This is a genomic window from Pontibacter aquaedesilientis, from assembly GCF_014773225.1.
Classification (GTDB): Bacteria; Bacteroidota; Bacteroidia; order Cytophagales; family Hymenobacteraceae; genus Pontibacter; species Pontibacter aquaedesilientis.
Genome location: NZ_JACXAJ010000004.1, coordinates 14,135 through 30,844, shown reverse-complemented (window position 1 = coordinate 30,844; position 16,710 = coordinate 14,135). Strand labels below are relative to the sequence as shown.

Sequence of the window (16,710 nt, the reverse complement as noted above, 5' to 3'; positions counted from 1 at the left end):
CAAGTTAACGTAGGTATACTATTCGTTTCAGTAAATAAAGACACATAAACTATGAAAGTACTATTCGTTTTAACCTCGCACGATAAACTGGGAGACACCGGCCAGAAGACCGGTTTCTGGATTGAAGAATTTGCAGCACCTTACTATACCTTGGCCGACGCCGGCGTGAAAGTCGACATGGCCTCCCCAAAGGGCGGACAGCCACCGATCGACCCTAAAAGTACGGAGCCGGACTCCCAGACCAAGGCTACCCGTCGTTTTTATGAGGACGATGACTTGCAGCACAAGCTTTCCAAAACCAAAAAGCTGAGTGACGTGCGTGCTGAGGATTATGACGCTGTGTTTTACCCAGGCGGGCACGGACCTTTGTGGGATCTGGCCAGCGATCAGGATTCTATCCGGTTGATAGAGGATTTCACAAAACAGCAGAAACCGGTAGCGGCCGTTTGCCATGGTCCGGCAGTGCTGTTGCAGGCGAAAGGGGCAGACGGAGAGCCACTTGTGAAAGGCAAAAAAGTGGCCGGCTTTACCAATTCAGAAGAAGAAGCCGTGCAACTGACGGAGGTGGTGCCCTTTCTGATAGAGGACCGGATGAAAGAATTAGGCGGCCATTACAGCAAAGGAGGGGACTGGCAACCCCATGTGGTAACCGATGGCCTTCTGATCACTGGTCAGAACCCGGCATCCTCGGAGCCTGCCGCAGAAGAATTGCTTAAGCTACTCAAAAAGTAAGCAAATGGCTTATCCTGTCTTATACCCGTATACTAGGATATCAGTGTAGCGTAAAAATCCCACCAGCAGAAGTATTGCTGGTGGGATTTTTATGTTAAGTGGTCCTGTCTTGACATTAATTGCCTGCCTAAGTGCTTAACCTTGCGATGTTAATTGATGTATATACATTAAATTGCAGGCAGCAAGCAACAAGATTATGAGAAAGATCAATAAGATACATCAAGCAACTTATGCTCCTATAGATGACCTGATTACCTACCGGGCTATACCTACACATGACGTCGAATATATCGACCCTTTTCTGCTCCTCAACCATCACGGACCGCAGGTATACAAGCCCGGCAACCGTGGGCTGCCGTTCGGCCCACATCCGCATCGCGGTTTCGAAACCCTTACCTTTATATTGGAAGGCGATATCATGCACCAGGATACAGGCGGTGGGAAAGACATCATTGAGGCGGGCGGCGTGCAGTGGATGACAGCCGGGAGCGGGCTGATGCATGCTGAGGTCTCTTCTGAGAAATTCAAGCAGGAGGGAGGGCCGCTGGAGATCCTGCAGCTATGGTTCAACCTGCCGGCCAGGTATAAGATGACGGCACCGAAGTACATCGGTCTGCAGAAAAACAAAATACCGGTGGTGGAGCTGGATAATGGTCTGGTGAAGGTAAACGTGATCTCCGGCAGCTGGGGCGAGGTACAGGCACCGATCCAGAATCTGAGCGACATCAACATGGTCAGCATTGAAATGGAGCAGGGCGGTGAATTTGTCTACAACATACCTTCTGAGCGCAATATCTTCTTTTATGTGGTGCGTGGCAGCGTGAAGGTAAACGGTGAAACGGCCGATAAGCTTTCGCTGGTTGAGTTTGAGAACACAGGCAAGGAAATAAAAGTTGAGGCCTTGGAAACGGCCTATATTCTTTTCGGTCATGCCTTACCATTCCATGAGCCTGTCGTTTCGCACGGACCGTTCGTGATGAACACCGAGCAGGAGATACGGGAGGCCTTCCAGGATTACCAGATGGGTAAGATGGGGCAGTGGGAGAGTTGAGTTTGGGAGTTTAGGCGTTAGAGAGTATAAGAGTTGATGCTGTTCCCTGGAGTCTTGCCATGTCCGAAGGGGCTGCGAGTACCCGTGGCAGGTATAGATAAAAAAAGCTCTCCCTTGCAATGGCAGGGGAGAGCTTTTTTTTAAATTAAGTTGATCTGTTATACCTTATCTTCCGCGCTTCGGGCCTCCTTTGGGGGCGTCATTTCTTCTGCCTCCACTTTTCGGAGCCCCACTTCTGCTGCCACCCGGCTTTGGCCCTTCTTTAAAAGAACCGCCGCGGGCACTTTTAGCAGGGCCACCTGCACCGCTTTTTGGGGCTGTCCGTTTACCTTGTCTTTCGTCCTGCGCCCCTCTCGTTGAAAAACCACCTGGTTTGCCGGCACCGCTTCTGGAAGTTGCACTTCCAGGTCTGCCCGCTCCACCTCTGGCACTATCCGGGCGGCCTGGTCTTTCTTGTCTGTTACCGTAGCTGCTTTCGCCGGATCGTTTGGGGCTTGGTCCCTTGGCAGATGGGGCCACGCTGAGCAAGCTGTTCACTTCCTGTTGGGTCAGCACACGCCAGTGGCCGGCTGGTAGCTTGGTCAGCGAAAACTCACCGAATCGAACCCGCTGCAGGTGCACTACTTTATACCCCAGGCTTTCGCACATGCGCTTCAGGTAGTGGTCGGTGCCCGGCTTCAGGATGATGCGGAAACGCGTTTGCGACTCCTTTGAAACGGAGTTGTTCACACGATCCTCGCCCGGTACGGGTGCCCCGCCCCCGCTAATCTTGTGCAGGAAATCGGCCGTAATCATTTTATCGACCGTCACTACATACTCCTTTTCATACTTGTTGTCGGCCCGTTTCACGCCACGCGTAAAGTCGCCGTCGTTGCTCAGGAAAATGATTCCTTCCGCCTCACGCTCCAGCATGGCAGTTGGCTCCAGTGTTGCCGGAAAATTGATGGCCCGCACCACGTTGTCGCGCACCGACATATCGGAAGTGGCCGACATGTTGGCGGGTTTGTTGAAGATCAGGTATACCGGTTTCTCCTGCTTCACATGCAGGGTTTCATCATCGATGCGCACCTTGTCCTTGGGGGTCACTTTCATGCCCGGATCGGCTGGCAGTTTGCCGTTCACCGTCACACGGCCCTGTTCGATGAGTTCGTCTGCGTCGCGGCGGGAGCAAAAGCCCGTGTCGCTGATGTATTTGTTAAGTCTTTTTGGTTCCATGGTGTTCGGGCGTGGGGTTGTCAGGTATAAGCCAGCACCTCATTTTACGCCGGTTCATAAATTGAAAGGCAAAATTACGGGAAAATATAGGTTTAACTACCATCGTGATGACGAATGTTGCCTTGCTAATCCGGGTGAACTTCAGTTTTGGAGATAAGAGTCCGGCAATGTGTCATTCAATTATACCGAAACAGATGGATTCAACATCATGAGGCAGCCGGAGCACTAAGCTGCCTTACCGCTAGCTGCCCGACTAAGTTGCTGTATATCTTCGTACTGCCTCAGGCATGAAACTTATTCTGGATCTGAACCCTTTTATTTCTAACCCTAAACTAAGCAGCCATGCTCGAATTCTCTTTGTTTGAGAAGCTTCCGGAGCGTAGCCAGGCAGAGACCTTGGCTACGGAAGGCATCAGAATCGCACAGCGCCAGTACAATGGCCTGACCGTTACCCTGTATACCTTACACGGCAGGTTTGTGGAGCTTTGGGCCGGTAACAGCATGGAAGTGATCAGCACATTTCAGGCGTACGTGAAGGCTTTTGCTGTGTTGGAGCCTTACACAGCAGATATAGATATGTCACAGATGCTGGAACCGGAAGGACCTTTTTGAAGCTCGTTTTATCTTGTAAATCAGCATTGAAACAGAACAGCCCCTGCCAGAAAAATACTGACAGGGGCTGTTTTGCTTTGAAACGTTTTGGAAGCGTTTACTCACATCCAAAAACACCAGCACCAATCGGGGCGCCAGGTGGCAGGTCCAGTGCCTTGGTTGGTTTTATCTCTTCCGGTTTTTCCATTCTGGCCAGGGCAAATTCCAGGTGTGCCTTGTACCCCTCATCGCGGGTGCGCTTGGCCTGGCTGGTGGCGTGTTGCTTGATGTCAGCCAAAGCAGCGCTGGCAACGGCACGGGCCTGATAAGAGGCATTTTCATTCTGAGACAAGGCCATCAAGTGCGTCAACACGACCTGCTCTGTTTGGAACTGTACCAGGGCAGCCAGTCCATCCTGTCGGCGACTCTTCCAGGTACTCTCCAGCAGTTGTTTCGTCACATCCTGCAGACTAAGGGTATTATGACGGGCACCCAGTTCTACCAGCCTGGAAGCACGCTCTGGGTGCAGCAGAAACGAAAGGGAGAAATCGGCGGAGGCTTGTGCAGCCGCCAACGGATCGAATGTAAGACCGGTGCGTTTTACGAAAAGCTCGCGGCTGTTGCGCAGGCCGGGGGCTCGTGGCGGTATCTGGGCGATGATGTTTTCCGGTAACGTCAATACTTCCGGTGAAATGGTCTTCAACATGGCGTCCAGCGCCTTTTGCTGTTCCCGCTTGTCCAGCACTTCCGTTACCAACTGTTTGTCGCCTCGTACCGCATAGGTATAGTTCACGCCGCCCACCAACTTGGCCGTGGCTTCCGTCTGGTAACGGTGGAAATTGTAAATCGGAACCAGCACATCTTCGAGTGTACTCATGGGAGCACCTGGTTTTATATTCTTTTCAGAGAAATGCTGCAGGGCTTTTTGGCGAACTTCCAGCACATGCAGCAACTCCTCGGTGGCGTTTTTGCCATTGTCCCATAGGTGCGCGGAAGGGTGGGCACCACCCGGTGCGCGGGCGTCGCGGTCCGAGATAAACGTGAGTCCCTGGGCTCTGCCTTGCGCCAGCAGTTCGTCCAAAGCCTTTTTCTCGTTAGTGCCTTTCGGGAAGTCCTGGTAACCGTAGGTCACAGCCAGTTTGTCCCACTCGCCAATGCTGGTGCCATAGGCCTTACTCAGGTCGATTTTGCCGGCACGGTCCAGTTTCACCTGCGGGTGCGGGTAATCCATCACAGAGGCGTTGTTGTTGGCATCGTAGTTATGCATAATGCCCAGCGTATGGCCCAACTCGTGCGCCGACAGTTGCCGAATACGTGCCAGAGCCATGTCCATCATCGCTTTGTTCACGGGCTTGCCCTCCTCATAAGGAGCCAGTAGACCTTCCGCAATCATATAATCCTGGCGTACACGCAGGGAGCCCAGCGATACATGCCCTTTGATGATTTCGCCTGTGCGTGGATCGACAACGGAAGCACCGTAGGACCAGCCGCGTGTGCTGCGGTGTACCCACTGAATCATGTTATAGCGCACGTCCATCGGGTCTACTGTGTCGGGCAGCACTTCCACCCGGAAAGCGTCTTTGTATCCGGCTGCCTCAAAAGCCTGGTTCCACCAGCGGGCACCATCCAATAGGGCAGAGCGGATTGGCTCTGGTGCGCCATTATCCACGTAGTACACAATAGGCTTCACAGTCTCCGACACTTTCGTCGTTGGGTTTTTCTTTTGCAGGCGATGGCGGGCGATGTAGCGCTTCTCTATATCTTCGCCAACCGGGGTGGCATAGTCGAAGTAAGAGATGCCGAAATAACCGGCTCTTGGGTCGGCCTCGCGCGGGGTATAGCCTTTGTCCGGCAGCTCGATAAAAGAGTGATGCTGACGCAGCGTGAGGGCTTGCTCATCGGGTGCCACTTCTCGCACGAAACCACCCGCATCGTCCCCTCCGGTAAAGGTAAGGGTTGCTTCAAACTCAGTATTTTTGGGAAAGTTTTTGGTCCGGGGCAGGTAAGGCACCGAACGGCTGGCGTCCAGTTTGTAGCTGCCCTGTTTGGTGCGTTTGATACTGCCTACCACATCGTGTGCATCGCGCAGCAGAAAGTCCGTGGCGTCTACCAGCACGGTTTTCCCGTCGGCGGCCTCCGCCTTAAAACCCCAGAGCACGGACTGCGCAAAAGACTCTTCCACGGCACGGGCTTCGTTCTTGTTGTCGGTGATGGCGCGGTAGCGCAGGTTCGGCTGCACTAGCAGTACTTTAGGACCTACTTTCCTGAAGGATACGATGCGCTGTCCGCCCAACTGGCCACGGTCCAGGCCGATGTCGTTGGAGCCGAGCCCGCTTGGCAATGAATTCACATACAGAAAATCCTGTTCATACCGGTTGATCTCCAGCCAGATTTTGCCATTGTTTTCATCCCAGTAGAAGGTATAAAAGCCAGGATATTTCTTCATGCCCGCTGTTTTGGAAGCGATGGATGGAAGGGATTGGGCAAGGGTTAAAGTGCTGGTCAGGAAAGGAAGCAGGATGAGCAGCCAAAGCCATTTGGAAGCGGGTGATCTCATGGTTTTAGGTATAGGTTGTTGTTTTTGAATGCGTGCTTAAGTTAAGCATTTGAAGCATAGGATTCCGGAAATATTGCGACATGCTTCAAAACCAACCTGGAAGCCAATTATGGAAACCTTAGCCGGTGTGGTCAGTACATACTCTAAGTGCCTTGCTTACACGATTAGAAACGAACAGATTCGAAACCTATGAAAAAGATATTCTTTGCGGCCTCAGCGATTGCCCTGCTCACCAGTTGTGGAGGAGAGCAAAAATCGGATTATGAACGCTATTACGATCCCGAGTATCAGCCTGATACCATTTCAACTGCTGCTAGGATGCCTACCACAATCGAAAAAGACAATGCGAAGGTGGTGGATGAGGAAGGCACGATGGCTGGTTTGGGCAAGGAGGATACAGTCGGAAAGAAAGGCGCTGTAGCAAAGGCGGAGGCGCTGAAGTTTGAGAAAGGGCAGAAACTTATTGCGGGGTCTGACTGCCTGGCCTGCCACAAAATTGACCAGAAAGTGGTCGGGCCGTCTTACGAAGAAGTAGCTCAGAAGTATGAGGCCAACGACAAAAACGTGAGCTACCTCGCCGGGAAAATCATCAAAGGAGGGGCCGGTGTTTGGGGAGAGATCCCGATGCCGCCGCACCCGAATGTGAGCGAAACCGACGCGAAGGAAATGGCACGCTATATATTGGCGCTTCGCAAATAATTGTTTCCCAAACTGTCCCTATACCTTAGCCAAGGTATAGGGACAGTCATTTTTATACCTGACAAGTACCCACAATTCCGCTATGAGCAAACCGAAGCAGAACACCGAAATGGATGCCAGTCTGGTACTCGACGCCAGGGCTACGTTGGGAGAGGGGGCTATCTGGCATCCGGTCGAAGAGTTGCTGTATTGGGTAGATATCGAATGCAAGGAACTCCACGTGTTCGATCCTGTAACTATGCAGGATGAAGTATGGCCGGTTGGCGCGCGTATCGGTACCGTCGTGCCTGTTGTGGGCGGTGGAGCGCTCGTTGCCCTGCAAAACGGCATACACCGCATCAATACAGAAACCGGTGAGCTTCGCTGTATTACCAATCCCCTTCAGGCAAAGGATATTCGTTTCAACGACGGCAAATGCGACCCCGCAGGCAGATTCTGGGTGGGTACGATGGCCCTCGACTCCAGGGAAGGAGCCGCCGTGCTATACCGCATGGACCGGGACGGCAGCATCCACCAAATGCTGGATAAGCTCTCCGTCTCCAACGGCCTGGTCTGGACCGCAGACAAGAAAACGATGTACTTCATTGATACGCCCACCTGCAAAGTGCAGCGATTTGCCTATGACAATGAGACAGGGGCGATCAGCTATCAGGGGGACGCGATCCGTATACCGGAGTCGGAGGGAAAACCGGATGGGATGACCATTGACTCAGCGGGAAATCTCTGGATTGCCTTGTATGGCGGTGGTGCAGTAGGCTGCTGGAACACGGAGACGGGTGCTTTGATACAGAAAATAACCGTTCCGGCCCCGCATACCACTTCCTGTGCTTTCGGCGGCGAGGATCTGGCCACACTCTTCATCACGTCGGCACGCGACGGCCTCGATTCGGAGCAGTTGAAAAAATATCCTCAAAGCGGTGGTATATTTGCCGTGAAGCCCGGGGTGCAAGGCGTGCCTGCCGAATTGTTCAGAAGTGAAATCGCGTAAACCCTGCTTCTCAGGCGAATTTTCCTGATATTGGTCAGGTATAAATAAATCAATTTCGTAGGATGATAACATTCCCTGCTGTGGGCTGTTCTGATTTCTTACATGTTACATTTTAAATTCTTTAAAAAACTATGATTCCAGCAAAAGCATATGCCGCATTTGACCCTACCAGTCCACTCGGGCCCCATAACCTGGAGCGCCGCGAGGTAGGGGAGCATGACGTGCTGATTGATATAAAATTCTGTGGCGTTTGCCACTCAGACCTGCACCAGGTGCGCAATGAATGGGGTGGCGCCATGTACCCGCTTGTGCCCGGCCACGAGATTGTGGGGGTGGTGAGCAAAGTAGGCAGTAAAGTAAGCAAGTTCAAGGAAGGCGACCTGGCCGGTGTCGGCTGCTTCGTGGATTCCTGCCGGGAGTGCCACAGTTGCCAGGAAGGCCTGGAGCAGTATTGCGAAGTGCAAAACGTTGGCACCTACAACAGCTACGAGCGCGACAACAAAACCATTACCTACGGCGGTTACTCTACCCAGATTGTGGTGGATGAGAACTATACCTTGAAAGTGCCGGAGAACCTGGATTTGGCTCGTGTTGCGCCGCTGCTCTGTGCCGGCATTACAACCTATTCGCCCATCATGCAGTGGAAAATCGGCAAAGGTCACCGTGTCGGTATCGTTGGCCTCGGCGGACTGGGGCACATGGCTGTGAAAATCGCAGCGGCCAAGGGGGCAGATGTGACGGTGCTCAGTACTTCACCAAACAAGAAGCAGGATGCCCATGATCTGGGCGCACATAATTTTGCTGTCACCAAGGACGAAGAGACACTCAAGCAGCTGCGCAACTCCTTCGATTTCATTATCGACACGGTTTCTGCCCCGCACGACTACAACCTATACCTGTCCATGTTGAAGCGGGACGGGACCATGATCCTGTTGGGTGCGCCACCAGAGCCCTCTACGGTAGCCGGGTTTAGCTTGATCGCCCGTCGTAAGCGTTTGGCTGGTTCCATGATCGGCGGTATACCTGAAACCCAGGAAATGCTGGACTTCTGCGCTGAGCACAACATTATGGCCGACATTGAAATGATCCCGATGGAGGAGATCAACAATGCCTATGAGCGTATGCTACGCAGCGATGTGAAGTACCGCTTTGTGATTGATATGGAAAGCCTGAAGTAAGCTTTAGTTTAATAAACAGGAAGGGCTCCCGCTACAGAAGTGGGAGCCCTTCCTGTTTATAGTCGCTGATAAATGATGGAGTTTGGGCTATACCTAAATCGAGCTTACACAAGCCTGGTCTATGTCTTCAGCCAAGTATGTTCGGATGCTACTTTCTTAGCACCCAAGTCGTCATACTGCGTTCCTGTTCCACGAGCACCGTTTTCAATGGTTCAAGTCGTGTGGCGGTCAGTTGTTTTTCCAATTCCGAGAGCAAGGCTTCATCAGCCAGAAACCACACCGGTCCATGCGGCATGCGGTGGAAACGGCCTTCCAATTGTTCCAGCTTTCCCGCTAAGCCAATGGTTGTACCGAAACGGCAAAATAGCATACCGCCTGGCTGGAGTACCCGCCAGAGTTCCTGCACCATACCCTGGAAATGCGCCTCACTGCGGGCAAAGTGCAGCACGGCGCTGCACAGGATCACCTCAAACTTATCACTTTCAAATGGCAGCTGCTCCAGATCAGCTGTTACAAAATTGTCGGCAGGCAAGGTAGGAGCCAGTTCGGAGGCCAGTTCACGTACTTGCCGTACTGCATCCACCGATAGATCCACTCCGTGTACCTTCACGCCCGCTTTCAACAGGTAAGGCAGGTTTCTTCCCGTACTGCAACCGGCATCCAGTAGCTTCATTCCCTTCTGTATACGGCCTTTCAGCAACTGGTCAAAAAGGTAGATGTCGATGTCTCCGAAATGTGCTTGGAGGGAAGTTATGGGCAGATGGAACATGTGGAATACAGTTTATGGTTAAAGATGCAGGGGAAACGGTCAGCCGAAATTAAGGATGATTTTATTATCCTTTTTGCTCTTTTTTTAAGAATATTGAACAGGATTACACGACAAGATCAACTATGAATAGCACCACCGAAACAACCACCGTACTTCGCTCCAACCTGACAGTGAGTGAGTTCATCCAGAAATACGCCAACCACCCCACTTATATTCCGCCAACAGGTCCGGAACTGAATGCCAAAAACTGGCAGTCGGAGGCGGCCCTGCGCATGTTCCTCAACAACCTGACCGACGAAGTAGCTGAGGACCCAAGCCGATTGGTGGTATACGGGGGTATAGGCCAGGCGGCCCGCACTGTGGCGGATGCCCAGAAGATCATTGAGGTTTTGCTGAACCTGGAGGAAGACGAGAGTCTGCTGGTGCAATCGGGCAAGCCGGTGGGCAAGGTGCGCAGCCATGCCGAAGCGCCGCGTGTGCTTATCGCCAACTCCAACCTGGTGCCGCATTGGGCTACTTGGGAGCACTTCAACGAGTTGCGTGAACGCGGCCTGATGATGTATGGGCAGATGACGGCCGGTAGCTGGATCTACATCGGGACGCAAGGTATACTCCAGGGAACGTATGAGACTTTTGCTGCCTGTGGCAGAATCCACTTCAACGATGACCTGCGCCACAAGCTGCTCGTTACCGGCGGTCTGGGTGGCATGGGCGGTGCGCAGCCATTGGCAGCTACCATTGCGGGTGCCACCTTCCTGGGTGTGGACGTGGATCCGGAGCGCATCAAGAAGCGCCTCGAAACCCGCTACATTGATAAGATGACCTACGACTACGAAGAGGCCAAGCGTTGGGCTTTGGAAGCGAAGGAGAAAGGAGAGGCCATTTCTATCGGACTGGTAGGTGACATTGGTGATGTGCTGGAAAAACTGATCCAGGATAACATTACACCAGAGATACTTACCGATCAAACCTCGGCGCATGACCCTATCAACGGTTACGTGCCGAACGGTCTGACGCTGGAAGAAGCCAGGGCGCTGCGCGAAAGCGATCCGCAGGCATACAAGGCCCGTTCACTCAAGAGTATGGCCCGTCATGTGGGCTTTATGCTGGAGCTCCAGAAGCGCGGCAGCCGCACCTTCGACTATGGCAACAACCTGCGTGAGTTCGCCCAGCAGGGCGGTGAAAAAAACGCCTTCAACATACCGGGCTTCGTACCGGAATACATGCGCCCCCTTTTCTGCGAAGGCAAAGGACCGTTCCGCTGGGCAGCCCTTTCAGGCGATCCGGAAGATATTCGCGTGACGGACGAGGCCTTGAAAGCACTGTTCCCGGAAAATACGCACATGATCAAGTGGCTGGATGAGGCCAAAGAGAAAGTGGCTTTCCAGGGGCTGCCTTGCCGCATTTGCTGGCTGGGTATGGGCGAGCGCGAGAAAGCAGGATTAATGTTCAACCAACTGGTGCGCGACGGTAAAGTGAAAGCGCCGATCGTGATTGGCCGTGATCACCTGGACTGTGGCTCTGTGGCTTCCCCTTACCGCGAAACCGAAGGTATGCTCGATGGATCTGATGCTGTGTCTGACTGGCCATTGCTTAACCTGATGTCGAACACGGCGGGTGGTGCCACCTGGGTGTCGTTCCATCATGGTGGTGGTGTAGGTATAGGTTACTCCCAGCATGCAGGCATGGTGATCCTGGCTGACGGTACCGAGCGTGCCGACCGTTGCTTGAGCCGTGTGTTGCACAACGACCCGGCTATGGGTATTTTCCGTCATGCGGACGCTGGCTATGAAACCGCGCAGGAGAACGCCGAGAAGTTTGGCTTGAATTTGTAACCGATACCCGTATTTAAGAATGTGCTATTTCCCCAAACAAAAACTATGAAACCAGCCACATCAAACCATACCTTGATCGGTCCTTTCAGCCAGATCGTGACGATGGCCGAATTGCCGGAGGCCGGGCCAATTGCTGATGAGGCACTTGAGGTGCTGGAAAATGCCGGCGTGTTGGTACATGAAGGCCGTATTGTGCTGGTGGAGAGTTATGATAAACTGCTGAAAATCGCTGAAGAGAAGCAGTACAGCTTGCAGAAGATCGAGGAGCCGATGGTGCTCATGCCAGGTTTGATCGATTCGCATACCCACATCTGTTTCGCCGGTTCACGTGCCAACGACTACGCCATGCGTGTTGCCGGAAAATCATATCTGGAAATTGCCCGAAACGGCGGCGGTATACTTGACAGCGTGCGCAAAACCCGTGAAGCTACTGTGGTAGAGTTGGTTGATCTGCTAAAAAAACGCTGCGACAGGCATCTCTCCGAAGGGGTAACCACCTGCGAAGTGAAAAGCGGCTATGGCCTGACAACGGATGATGAATTGAAAATGCTGGAGGCAATCCAGTTGGTGAATAAACACCATGCCATCGACCTTATACCTACATGTCTGGCGGCACACATGCGCCCACCGGAGCATACCGACTCCAGAGCGTATCTTGAGGAGGTGGTGAGTGTATTGCTGCCACAGATCAAAGAACAGGGCCTGGCTAGCCGGGTTGATATTTTTATTGAAGATACGGCCTTTAATGAGGAGGAGTCGCTGGAATATTTGCTGGCCGCCAAAGAAATGGGCTTTGAAATTACGGTGCATGCCGACCAGTTCAGCACAGGCGGTAGCCGCATTGCTGCGGAAGCCGGAGCTGTGAGCGCCGACCACCTCGAGGCCAGTGGCGACGAGGAGATCGCCTTACTCAAGGCATCGGGAGTTGTGGCAACGGTGCTGCCCGGCGCTTCGCTGGGCCTGGGGATGCACTATGCCCCGGCCCGCAAAATGCTGGATGGCGGTCTTTGCCTGGCCATTGCCACCGACTGGAACCCGGGTTCCGCACCCATGGGTGACTTACTGCTGCAGGCCGCCCTGCTGGGTGCCGCCGAGAAGCTGACCACTGCCGAAACCTTGGCCGCGATTACTGCCCGTGCCGCCAAAGCCCTTCACCTAACGGATCGTGGCTCGGTACAAAAGGGCCAACTGGCCGACCTGATCGCATTCCCGACAGCCAACTACAAGGAAATCCTTTACCAGCAAGGCAAACTAAAGCCAACTAAGGTATGGAAGCAGGGAAAAGAGGTTTGACAGTTAACAGTTAGCAGTTAACAGTTAAGATTCAATTGGAGTGATTGTCGGGATGCAATGTGCCAATAAACGAACAACGATCAACGAATAACGAAATTATGTACAAACCCACCGAACCCGGCACCTGGAAAGGAAGAGTAGACGCACTGGATGGCGAAGAGGGAAAACGCTGGCATCAGGGTATCCAATTGCTCAACCTGACCGAAGAAACGGAACCAGCAGTGGCAGAGCAGGCCATTGCGCTGCTGGGTTTCTGCTGCGATGAAGGTGTGCGGCGCAACCAGGGCAGGGAAGGGGCGGTGCAAGGGCCTGCCACCTTACGTCAGGCCATGGCTTCTTTTGCCTGGCACCTGGACGATGACGCAGCCTTGTTCGATGCCGGGGATGTGTATTGCACCAACCAGAATTTGGAAGAGGCCCAAAAGCAGTTAGGCAAGAAGGTACATGCGCTACTGACGAATACCTACAAAACGATCGTGTTGGGCGGTGGCCACGAAACGGCTTACGGACATTTTTTAGGTATAAAGCAGGCACTTCCTGCCGACAAACAGCTTGGTATCATCAATTTCGACGCGCATTTTGATCTGCGCAGTTACGAGAAACAGCCTTCATCTGGCACGCCTTTCCTGCAAATTGCCGATGACCTAATAGGCCATAACCGGGAGTTCAACTACCTGTGTCTAGGTATACAGCAGTATGGCAACACACAAAAACTGTTCAATACGGCCAAAGAATATGGCGCTGATTATGTGTTTGCACCGGCCATGCAGGTTTACAATTATGAAGCCTTGCGGGAGCGGCTGCAGCAATTCATAGCGTTGGTGGATGTGTTGTATGTGAGTATCGATCTGGATGTGTTCGCTGCAGCTTATGCACCGGGTGTGAGCGCCCCGGCTGCCTTAGGTATACACCCGGAGGTTGCGCTTATTCTGTTGCAGGAAATCATCAGTAGTGGCAAACTCCTGACGCTCGATGTGGTGGAGCTCAACCCGAAGCTTGATGTAGACAACCGCACGGCAAAACTCGGAGCCGCGCTGCTATACCATGTCGTGCAGCAGTGGAGCCAGGTGTGAGAGTTTGGAAGTTTAGAAGTTGAGAAGTTAGAAAGTTTGGAAGTTTAGAAGGGCTTTAATTAGTTTAGAAAAGTTTAGTGCTTCGCGGTTTAGGTAAATTCTCTATACCGCAAAGCACTAAAACCTCTAAGCAACAAATTCTCAACTTACTAACTTTCTAACTTCCAAACTTTCTAACTTCCGTCACTTTCCTACCTTAAACTTTGTCCAGTAACTAGTGTCCGGAGTTTTAACCTCGATCAGATAGGTGTCTGGTCTTAGCTTGCCCAGGTCGAAGCGCCAGGCAGTCGTGTTTTTGGCGATGCTGACCGGCTTTTTATACACCGTTTTGCCAGCCGTGTTTTTCACCTCCAACAGTGCATCTTCTTTCAGTTCCTGCTCAAAGTCCAGCACAAAAGTACCTTTCTTGGTAGGGTTCAGAAATATACCCGACAGAGTTTCCAGGCGGGCCAGGGTATCGTGCTTCGCGATAAGGATGTGGGTTTGCTCCGCAGGTGGTAACTGTGTCGAGTTGTCCTGGGCCGCGGCGCTGAAAGCAGCTCCAGCAAGGAAGGCAGCCAGCGCAAAGGTTTGTTTCATTTTCATATGTCTCTCCCGGTAAATGGTCTTATACCTTGCTGGTATGCAGATTCCGGGCCAGATTTTCAGGGAGACGTGTTTTGCTCAAATATTTCATAGCTAGAAGGTCACCCTGTAGGCTACCACACGGTTGTCATAGAAAGTGGGCACATACAGCAGTTGCTTTTCCTCGGAGTAATAAATGTCCGCTGCGTTAATCTTCCTGTCTTTGGTATCGAGTACTTTCCATTTTTTGCCAGCCTGGTTGACGTAGTATATTTCACCATTCCAGTTCGAAACGAAATAACCTGCCGCTCCCGCATGCGCTATACCGTCCGCCGACGGGATTTTGTCTGCCCAATCCGAAAAATCTTTGCGGTCGGTATCCAGCAAGCGCACGTTGCCGCTGTTCATAAATGCCACGACCAGGCGGTTGTTGTCATAAAGCAAGCCGTTTGGTTTTTCGCGTTTAGTATCGTCCAGCCAGTTTGTAACCCGTCCGTTCCGGAACTGGTAAATAGCGCCTTTCCCGATGTCTGAAATATACACGTTCCCGGCATTGTCCACGGTCACGTCGTTGAGGGACTGGGCCTTGTCTACCTTATGGCGGGAGAGAATAGAACCTGTTTGGGTAGCGATGGCCACAATTTCGTCGAGATCGGCCACGTAGAGCACATTGTTATGAAGCGCCATCCCTTTGGGGTCGTTTAAGCCCGAAACCCAGTACAGCTGCTCGATATCACCATTGGACGAGAGGCGGGATATAAAGCCATCGCCGTCTTTGCGGTCTTTTCCACTCTGGTTGATGTTGGAGACGTAGAGCACGTTGCGTTCGCGGTCTAGCACCACCGATTCGGGTGTGCGCAGGGTATTGTCGCTGGACCAGGCTTCTTGCAGGGTGACAGGTGCGCTGGCCGTGAACAGCCCGCCGCTGCAGCCGGGCAGCAGTAGGACGGAGAGGAGGGCAGCAACGTAATAGGAGATAGTTCGCATAGTCAGGTTTTTTGATTTATACCCTACTACGCGATAATGCTATACCTGTTTTAGTCTGTTTCGAGGCCTAGCTTCTGCATGGTGCGCAGCCGGGACACTTTTCCGGTGGCCGTCTCCGAAAACGCAGAGCTGTAGTAAATGTCTTTGGGCATCTCGAATTTGCGCAGCAGCCCTTTCAGTTTTTCCTGAATCTGCAGTTCGGTTTCTTCGGTTAGCTTTTTGCCTTCTAGCACCAGGATCACCTTTTCACCCAGCAGTTCATCAGGCTGGGAGGCCACAAAAAAGCGAGGCGTTTCATCCAATGCGGCCAGTGCTTCAGACACGGCAACCTCCACCACTTCAGTCTGTACTTTCACGCCACCTGTGTTGATGGTGTTATCGGCACGGCCTATCCAACGGAATCGGGTAGGAGTGAGTATCTCCACGATGTCGTTGGTGATGAGCGTTTTGTTTTCGGTGATGTCGGCCTTAATGGTGAGGCATCCCCGGCTGTCCTGCCCAATTTTCACGCCATCCATTGTCTCGTAATATTCCGCCGCATGGGGGCCATTGAGCATGCGCAAGGCAATATGCGATGCGGTTTCGGTCATGCCGTAGGTATGGTAGACGGGTACCTGCAATTGCTGCAGGCTACGCTGCAGTGTAAAACTCACCGGGGCACCTCCCACCAATATGGCTTTCATTTGGTTCAGCTGCTGCATGGCTTCAGGCAAATCCTGCAGAATGGTTTGCAGCTGCATCGGTACAAAAGAAGCAAAGTCAATTTTTTCCCCTTCCGGCACCAGGGCCAGCGGATTGCCAACAGGATCCACAATAGTCATCTGCATATTGGCCAGAAGCCCGCGCACCAGCATCATCATCCCTGCAATATACTCCGTGTTCAGGCATACCAGCATATGGTCGTCAGCAGAAAGCCCCAGTATCCGGATGGTGCGGCGGGCGCTGATCTCCAGTTGCCGGCGGGTCAGGGTGATCAGCTTGGGCGTGCCAGTCGAGCCGGACGTCTGGATCGGGAATTCCTGCACGCCATTGAGCCAGTCCTTGCAGAACTCCAGGATTTTGGCCTCGTAGCCGTTCAGGGGTATGCTGTTGCGGAAAGAATAGGCTGCTATTTCGTCGTAATAGAACTTCTTGCCATTGAGGAGAAGGAACCTTTCAGTCATGTAATGTTATGATTA

15 protein-coding genes are annotated in these 16,710 nt (G+C 52.7%); 9 read left to right on the top strand and 6 right to left on the bottom strand.

Going from position 1 to position 16,710, the window contains the following annotated elements; genetic code table 11:
• Positions 1–51: 51 nt before the first annotated feature.
• Complete coding sequence (locus tag H9Q13_RS10250) at positions 52–732, top strand: type 1 glutamine amidotransferase domain-containing protein (RefSeq protein WP_191183715.1); 681 nt, start codon at positions 52–54, stop codon at positions 730–732.
• 196 nt (positions 733–928) lie between these two features.
• Positions 929–1,783 (top strand): pirin family protein, encoded by an 855-nt coding sequence (locus H9Q13_RS10245; protein ID WP_191183714.1) that lies wholly within the window; start codon positions 929–931, stop codon positions 1,781–1,783.
• A gap of 165 nt (positions 1,784–1,948) precedes the next feature.
• Here H9Q13_RS10245 and H9Q13_RS10240 read toward each other — a convergent pair whose 3' ends face one another.
• Positions 1,949–2,998: a pseudouridine synthase gene (locus H9Q13_RS10240; protein ID WP_191183713.1), complete on the bottom strand. Its 1,050-nt coding sequence runs from the start codon at positions 2,996–2,998 to the stop codon at positions 1,949–1,951.
• Between the two features lie 342 nt (positions 2,999–3,340).
• Here H9Q13_RS10240 and H9Q13_RS10235 point away from each other — a divergent pair, with 342 nt between their 5' ends.
• On the top strand, positions 3,341–3,610 hold the full coding sequence (locus tag H9Q13_RS10235; protein WP_191183712.1) for a hypothetical protein: 270 nt from the start codon (positions 3,341–3,343) through the stop codon (positions 3,608–3,610).
• Positions 3,611–3,707: 97 nt separating this feature from the next.
• On the opposite strand, the gene H9Q13_RS10230 is transcribed toward H9Q13_RS10235, so the two are convergent.
• A complete protein-coding gene (locus H9Q13_RS10230) occupies positions 3,708–6,146 on the bottom strand; it encodes a zinc-dependent metalloprotease (protein ID WP_191183711.1) in 2,439 nt (812 codons plus the stop codon).
• Between the two features lie 189 nt (positions 6,147–6,335).
• Between H9Q13_RS10230 and H9Q13_RS10225 the strand changes: the two genes are divergently transcribed.
• From H9Q13_RS10225 to H9Q13_RS10215, 3 genes are all read left to right on the top strand, one after another.
• A complete protein-coding gene (locus tag H9Q13_RS10225; RefSeq protein WP_191183710.1) occupies positions 6,336–6,845 on the top strand; it encodes a c-type cytochrome in 510 nt (169 codons plus the stop codon).
• An 82-nt stretch (positions 6,846–6,927) separates the two neighbouring features.
• Positions 6,928–7,833 carry an SMP-30/gluconolactonase/LRE family protein gene (locus tag H9Q13_RS10220; RefSeq protein ID WP_191183709.1) on the top strand — a complete coding sequence of 302 codons (906 nt, stop codon included), beginning with the start codon at positions 6,928–6,930 and terminating at the stop codon, positions 7,831–7,833.
• A gap of 131 nt (positions 7,834–7,964) precedes the next feature.
• Positions 7,965–9,011 (top strand): NAD(P)-dependent alcohol dehydrogenase, encoded by a 1,047-nt coding sequence (locus tag H9Q13_RS10215; protein ID WP_191183708.1) that lies wholly within the window; start codon positions 7,965–7,967, stop codon positions 9,009–9,011.
• Positions 9,012–9,159: 148 nt separating this feature from the next.
• On the opposite strand, the gene H9Q13_RS10210 is transcribed toward H9Q13_RS10215, so the two are convergent.
• Complete coding sequence (locus H9Q13_RS10210) at positions 9,160–9,780, bottom strand: class I SAM-dependent methyltransferase (protein WP_191183707.1); 621 nt, start codon at positions 9,778–9,780, stop codon at positions 9,160–9,162.
• Between the two features lie 122 nt (positions 9,781–9,902).
• Here H9Q13_RS10210 and hutU point away from each other — a divergent pair, with 122 nt between their 5' ends.
• The 3 genes from hutU (at position 9,903) to hutG (ending at position 13,981) form a co-directional block, all read left to right on the top strand.
• Positions 9,903–11,615 (top strand): urocanate hydratase, encoded by a 1,713-nt coding sequence (hutU, locus tag H9Q13_RS10205; RefSeq protein ID WP_191183706.1) that lies wholly within the window; start codon positions 9,903–9,905, stop codon positions 11,613–11,615.
• Positions 11,616–11,660: 45 nt separating this feature from the next.
• A complete protein-coding gene (gene hutI, locus H9Q13_RS10200) occupies positions 11,661–12,908 on the top strand; it encodes an imidazolonepropionase (RefSeq protein WP_191183705.1) in 1,248 nt (415 codons plus the stop codon).
• Positions 12,909–13,006: 98 nt separating this feature from the next.
• On the top strand, positions 13,007–13,981 hold the full coding sequence (gene hutG, locus H9Q13_RS10195) for a formimidoylglutamase (protein WP_191183704.1): 975 nt from the start codon (positions 13,007–13,009) through the stop codon (positions 13,979–13,981).
• 183 nt (positions 13,982–14,164) lie between these two features.
• Here hutG and H9Q13_RS10190 read toward each other — a convergent pair whose 3' ends face one another.
• The 3 genes from H9Q13_RS10190 to H9Q13_RS10180 form a co-directional block, all read right to left on the bottom strand.
• A complete protein-coding gene (locus tag H9Q13_RS10190; RefSeq protein WP_191183703.1) occupies positions 14,165–14,566 on the bottom strand; it encodes a hypothetical protein in 402 nt (133 codons plus the stop codon).
• A 93-nt stretch (positions 14,567–14,659) separates the two neighbouring features.
• Entirely contained in the window at positions 14,660–15,532 is an 873-nt protein-coding gene (locus tag H9Q13_RS10185; protein WP_191183702.1) for an SMP-30/gluconolactonase/LRE family protein, read from the bottom strand.
• Positions 15,533–15,582: 50 nt separating this feature from the next.
• Positions 15,583–16,695 carry an AMP-binding protein gene (locus H9Q13_RS10180; protein WP_191183701.1) on the bottom strand — a complete coding sequence of 371 codons (1,113 nt, stop codon included), beginning with the start codon at positions 16,693–16,695 and terminating at the stop codon, positions 15,583–15,585.
• Positions 16,696–16,710: the final 15 nt, after the last annotated feature.

Bases quoted from the DNA above. Each gene is read 5' to 3' on its own strand.
- H9Q13_RS10250 (WP_191183715.1), top strand. From the start codon at position 52: ATGAAAGTACTATTCGTTTTAACCTCGCACGATAAACTGGGAGACACC.
- H9Q13_RS10245 (WP_191183714.1), top strand. From the start codon at position 929: ATGAGAAAGATCAATAAGATACATCAAGCAACTTATGCTCCTATAGAT.
- H9Q13_RS10240 (WP_191183713.1), bottom strand. From the start codon at position 2,998: ATGGAACCAAAAAGACTTAACAAATACATCAGCGACACGGGCTTTTGC.
- H9Q13_RS10235 (WP_191183712.1), top strand. From the start codon at position 3,341: ATGCTCGAATTCTCTTTGTTTGAGAAGCTTCCGGAGCGTAGCCAGGCA.
- H9Q13_RS10230 (WP_191183711.1), bottom strand. From the start codon at position 6,146: ATGAGATCACCCGCTTCCAAATGGCTTTGGCTGCTCATCCTGCTTCCT.
- H9Q13_RS10225 (WP_191183710.1), top strand. From the start codon at position 6,336: ATGAAAAAGATATTCTTTGCGGCCTCAGCGATTGCCCTGCTCACCAGT.
- H9Q13_RS10220 (WP_191183709.1), top strand. From the start codon at position 6,928: ATGAGCAAACCGAAGCAGAACACCGAAATGGATGCCAGTCTGGTACTC.
- H9Q13_RS10215 (WP_191183708.1), top strand. From the start codon at position 7,965: ATGATTCCAGCAAAAGCATATGCCGCATTTGACCCTACCAGTCCACTC.
- H9Q13_RS10210 (WP_191183707.1), bottom strand. From the start codon at position 9,780: ATGTTCCATCTGCCCATAACTTCCCTCCAAGCACATTTCGGAGACATC.
- hutU (WP_191183706.1), top strand. From the start codon at position 9,903: ATGAATAGCACCACCGAAACAACCACCGTACTTCGCTCCAACCTGACA.
- hutI (WP_191183705.1), top strand. From the start codon at position 11,661: ATGAAACCAGCCACATCAAACCATACCTTGATCGGTCCTTTCAGCCAG.
- hutG (WP_191183704.1), top strand. From the start codon at position 13,007: ATGTACAAACCCACCGAACCCGGCACCTGGAAAGGAAGAGTAGACGCA.
- H9Q13_RS10190 (WP_191183703.1), bottom strand. From the start codon at position 14,566: ATGAAAATGAAACAAACCTTTGCGCTGGCTGCCTTCCTTGCTGGAGCT.
- H9Q13_RS10185 (WP_191183702.1), bottom strand. From the start codon at position 15,532: ATGCGAACTATCTCCTATTACGTTGCTGCCCTCCTCTCCGTCCTACTG.
- H9Q13_RS10180 (WP_191183701.1), bottom strand. From the start codon at position 16,695: ATGACTGAAAGGTTCCTTCTCCTCAATGGCAAGAAGTTCTATTACGAC.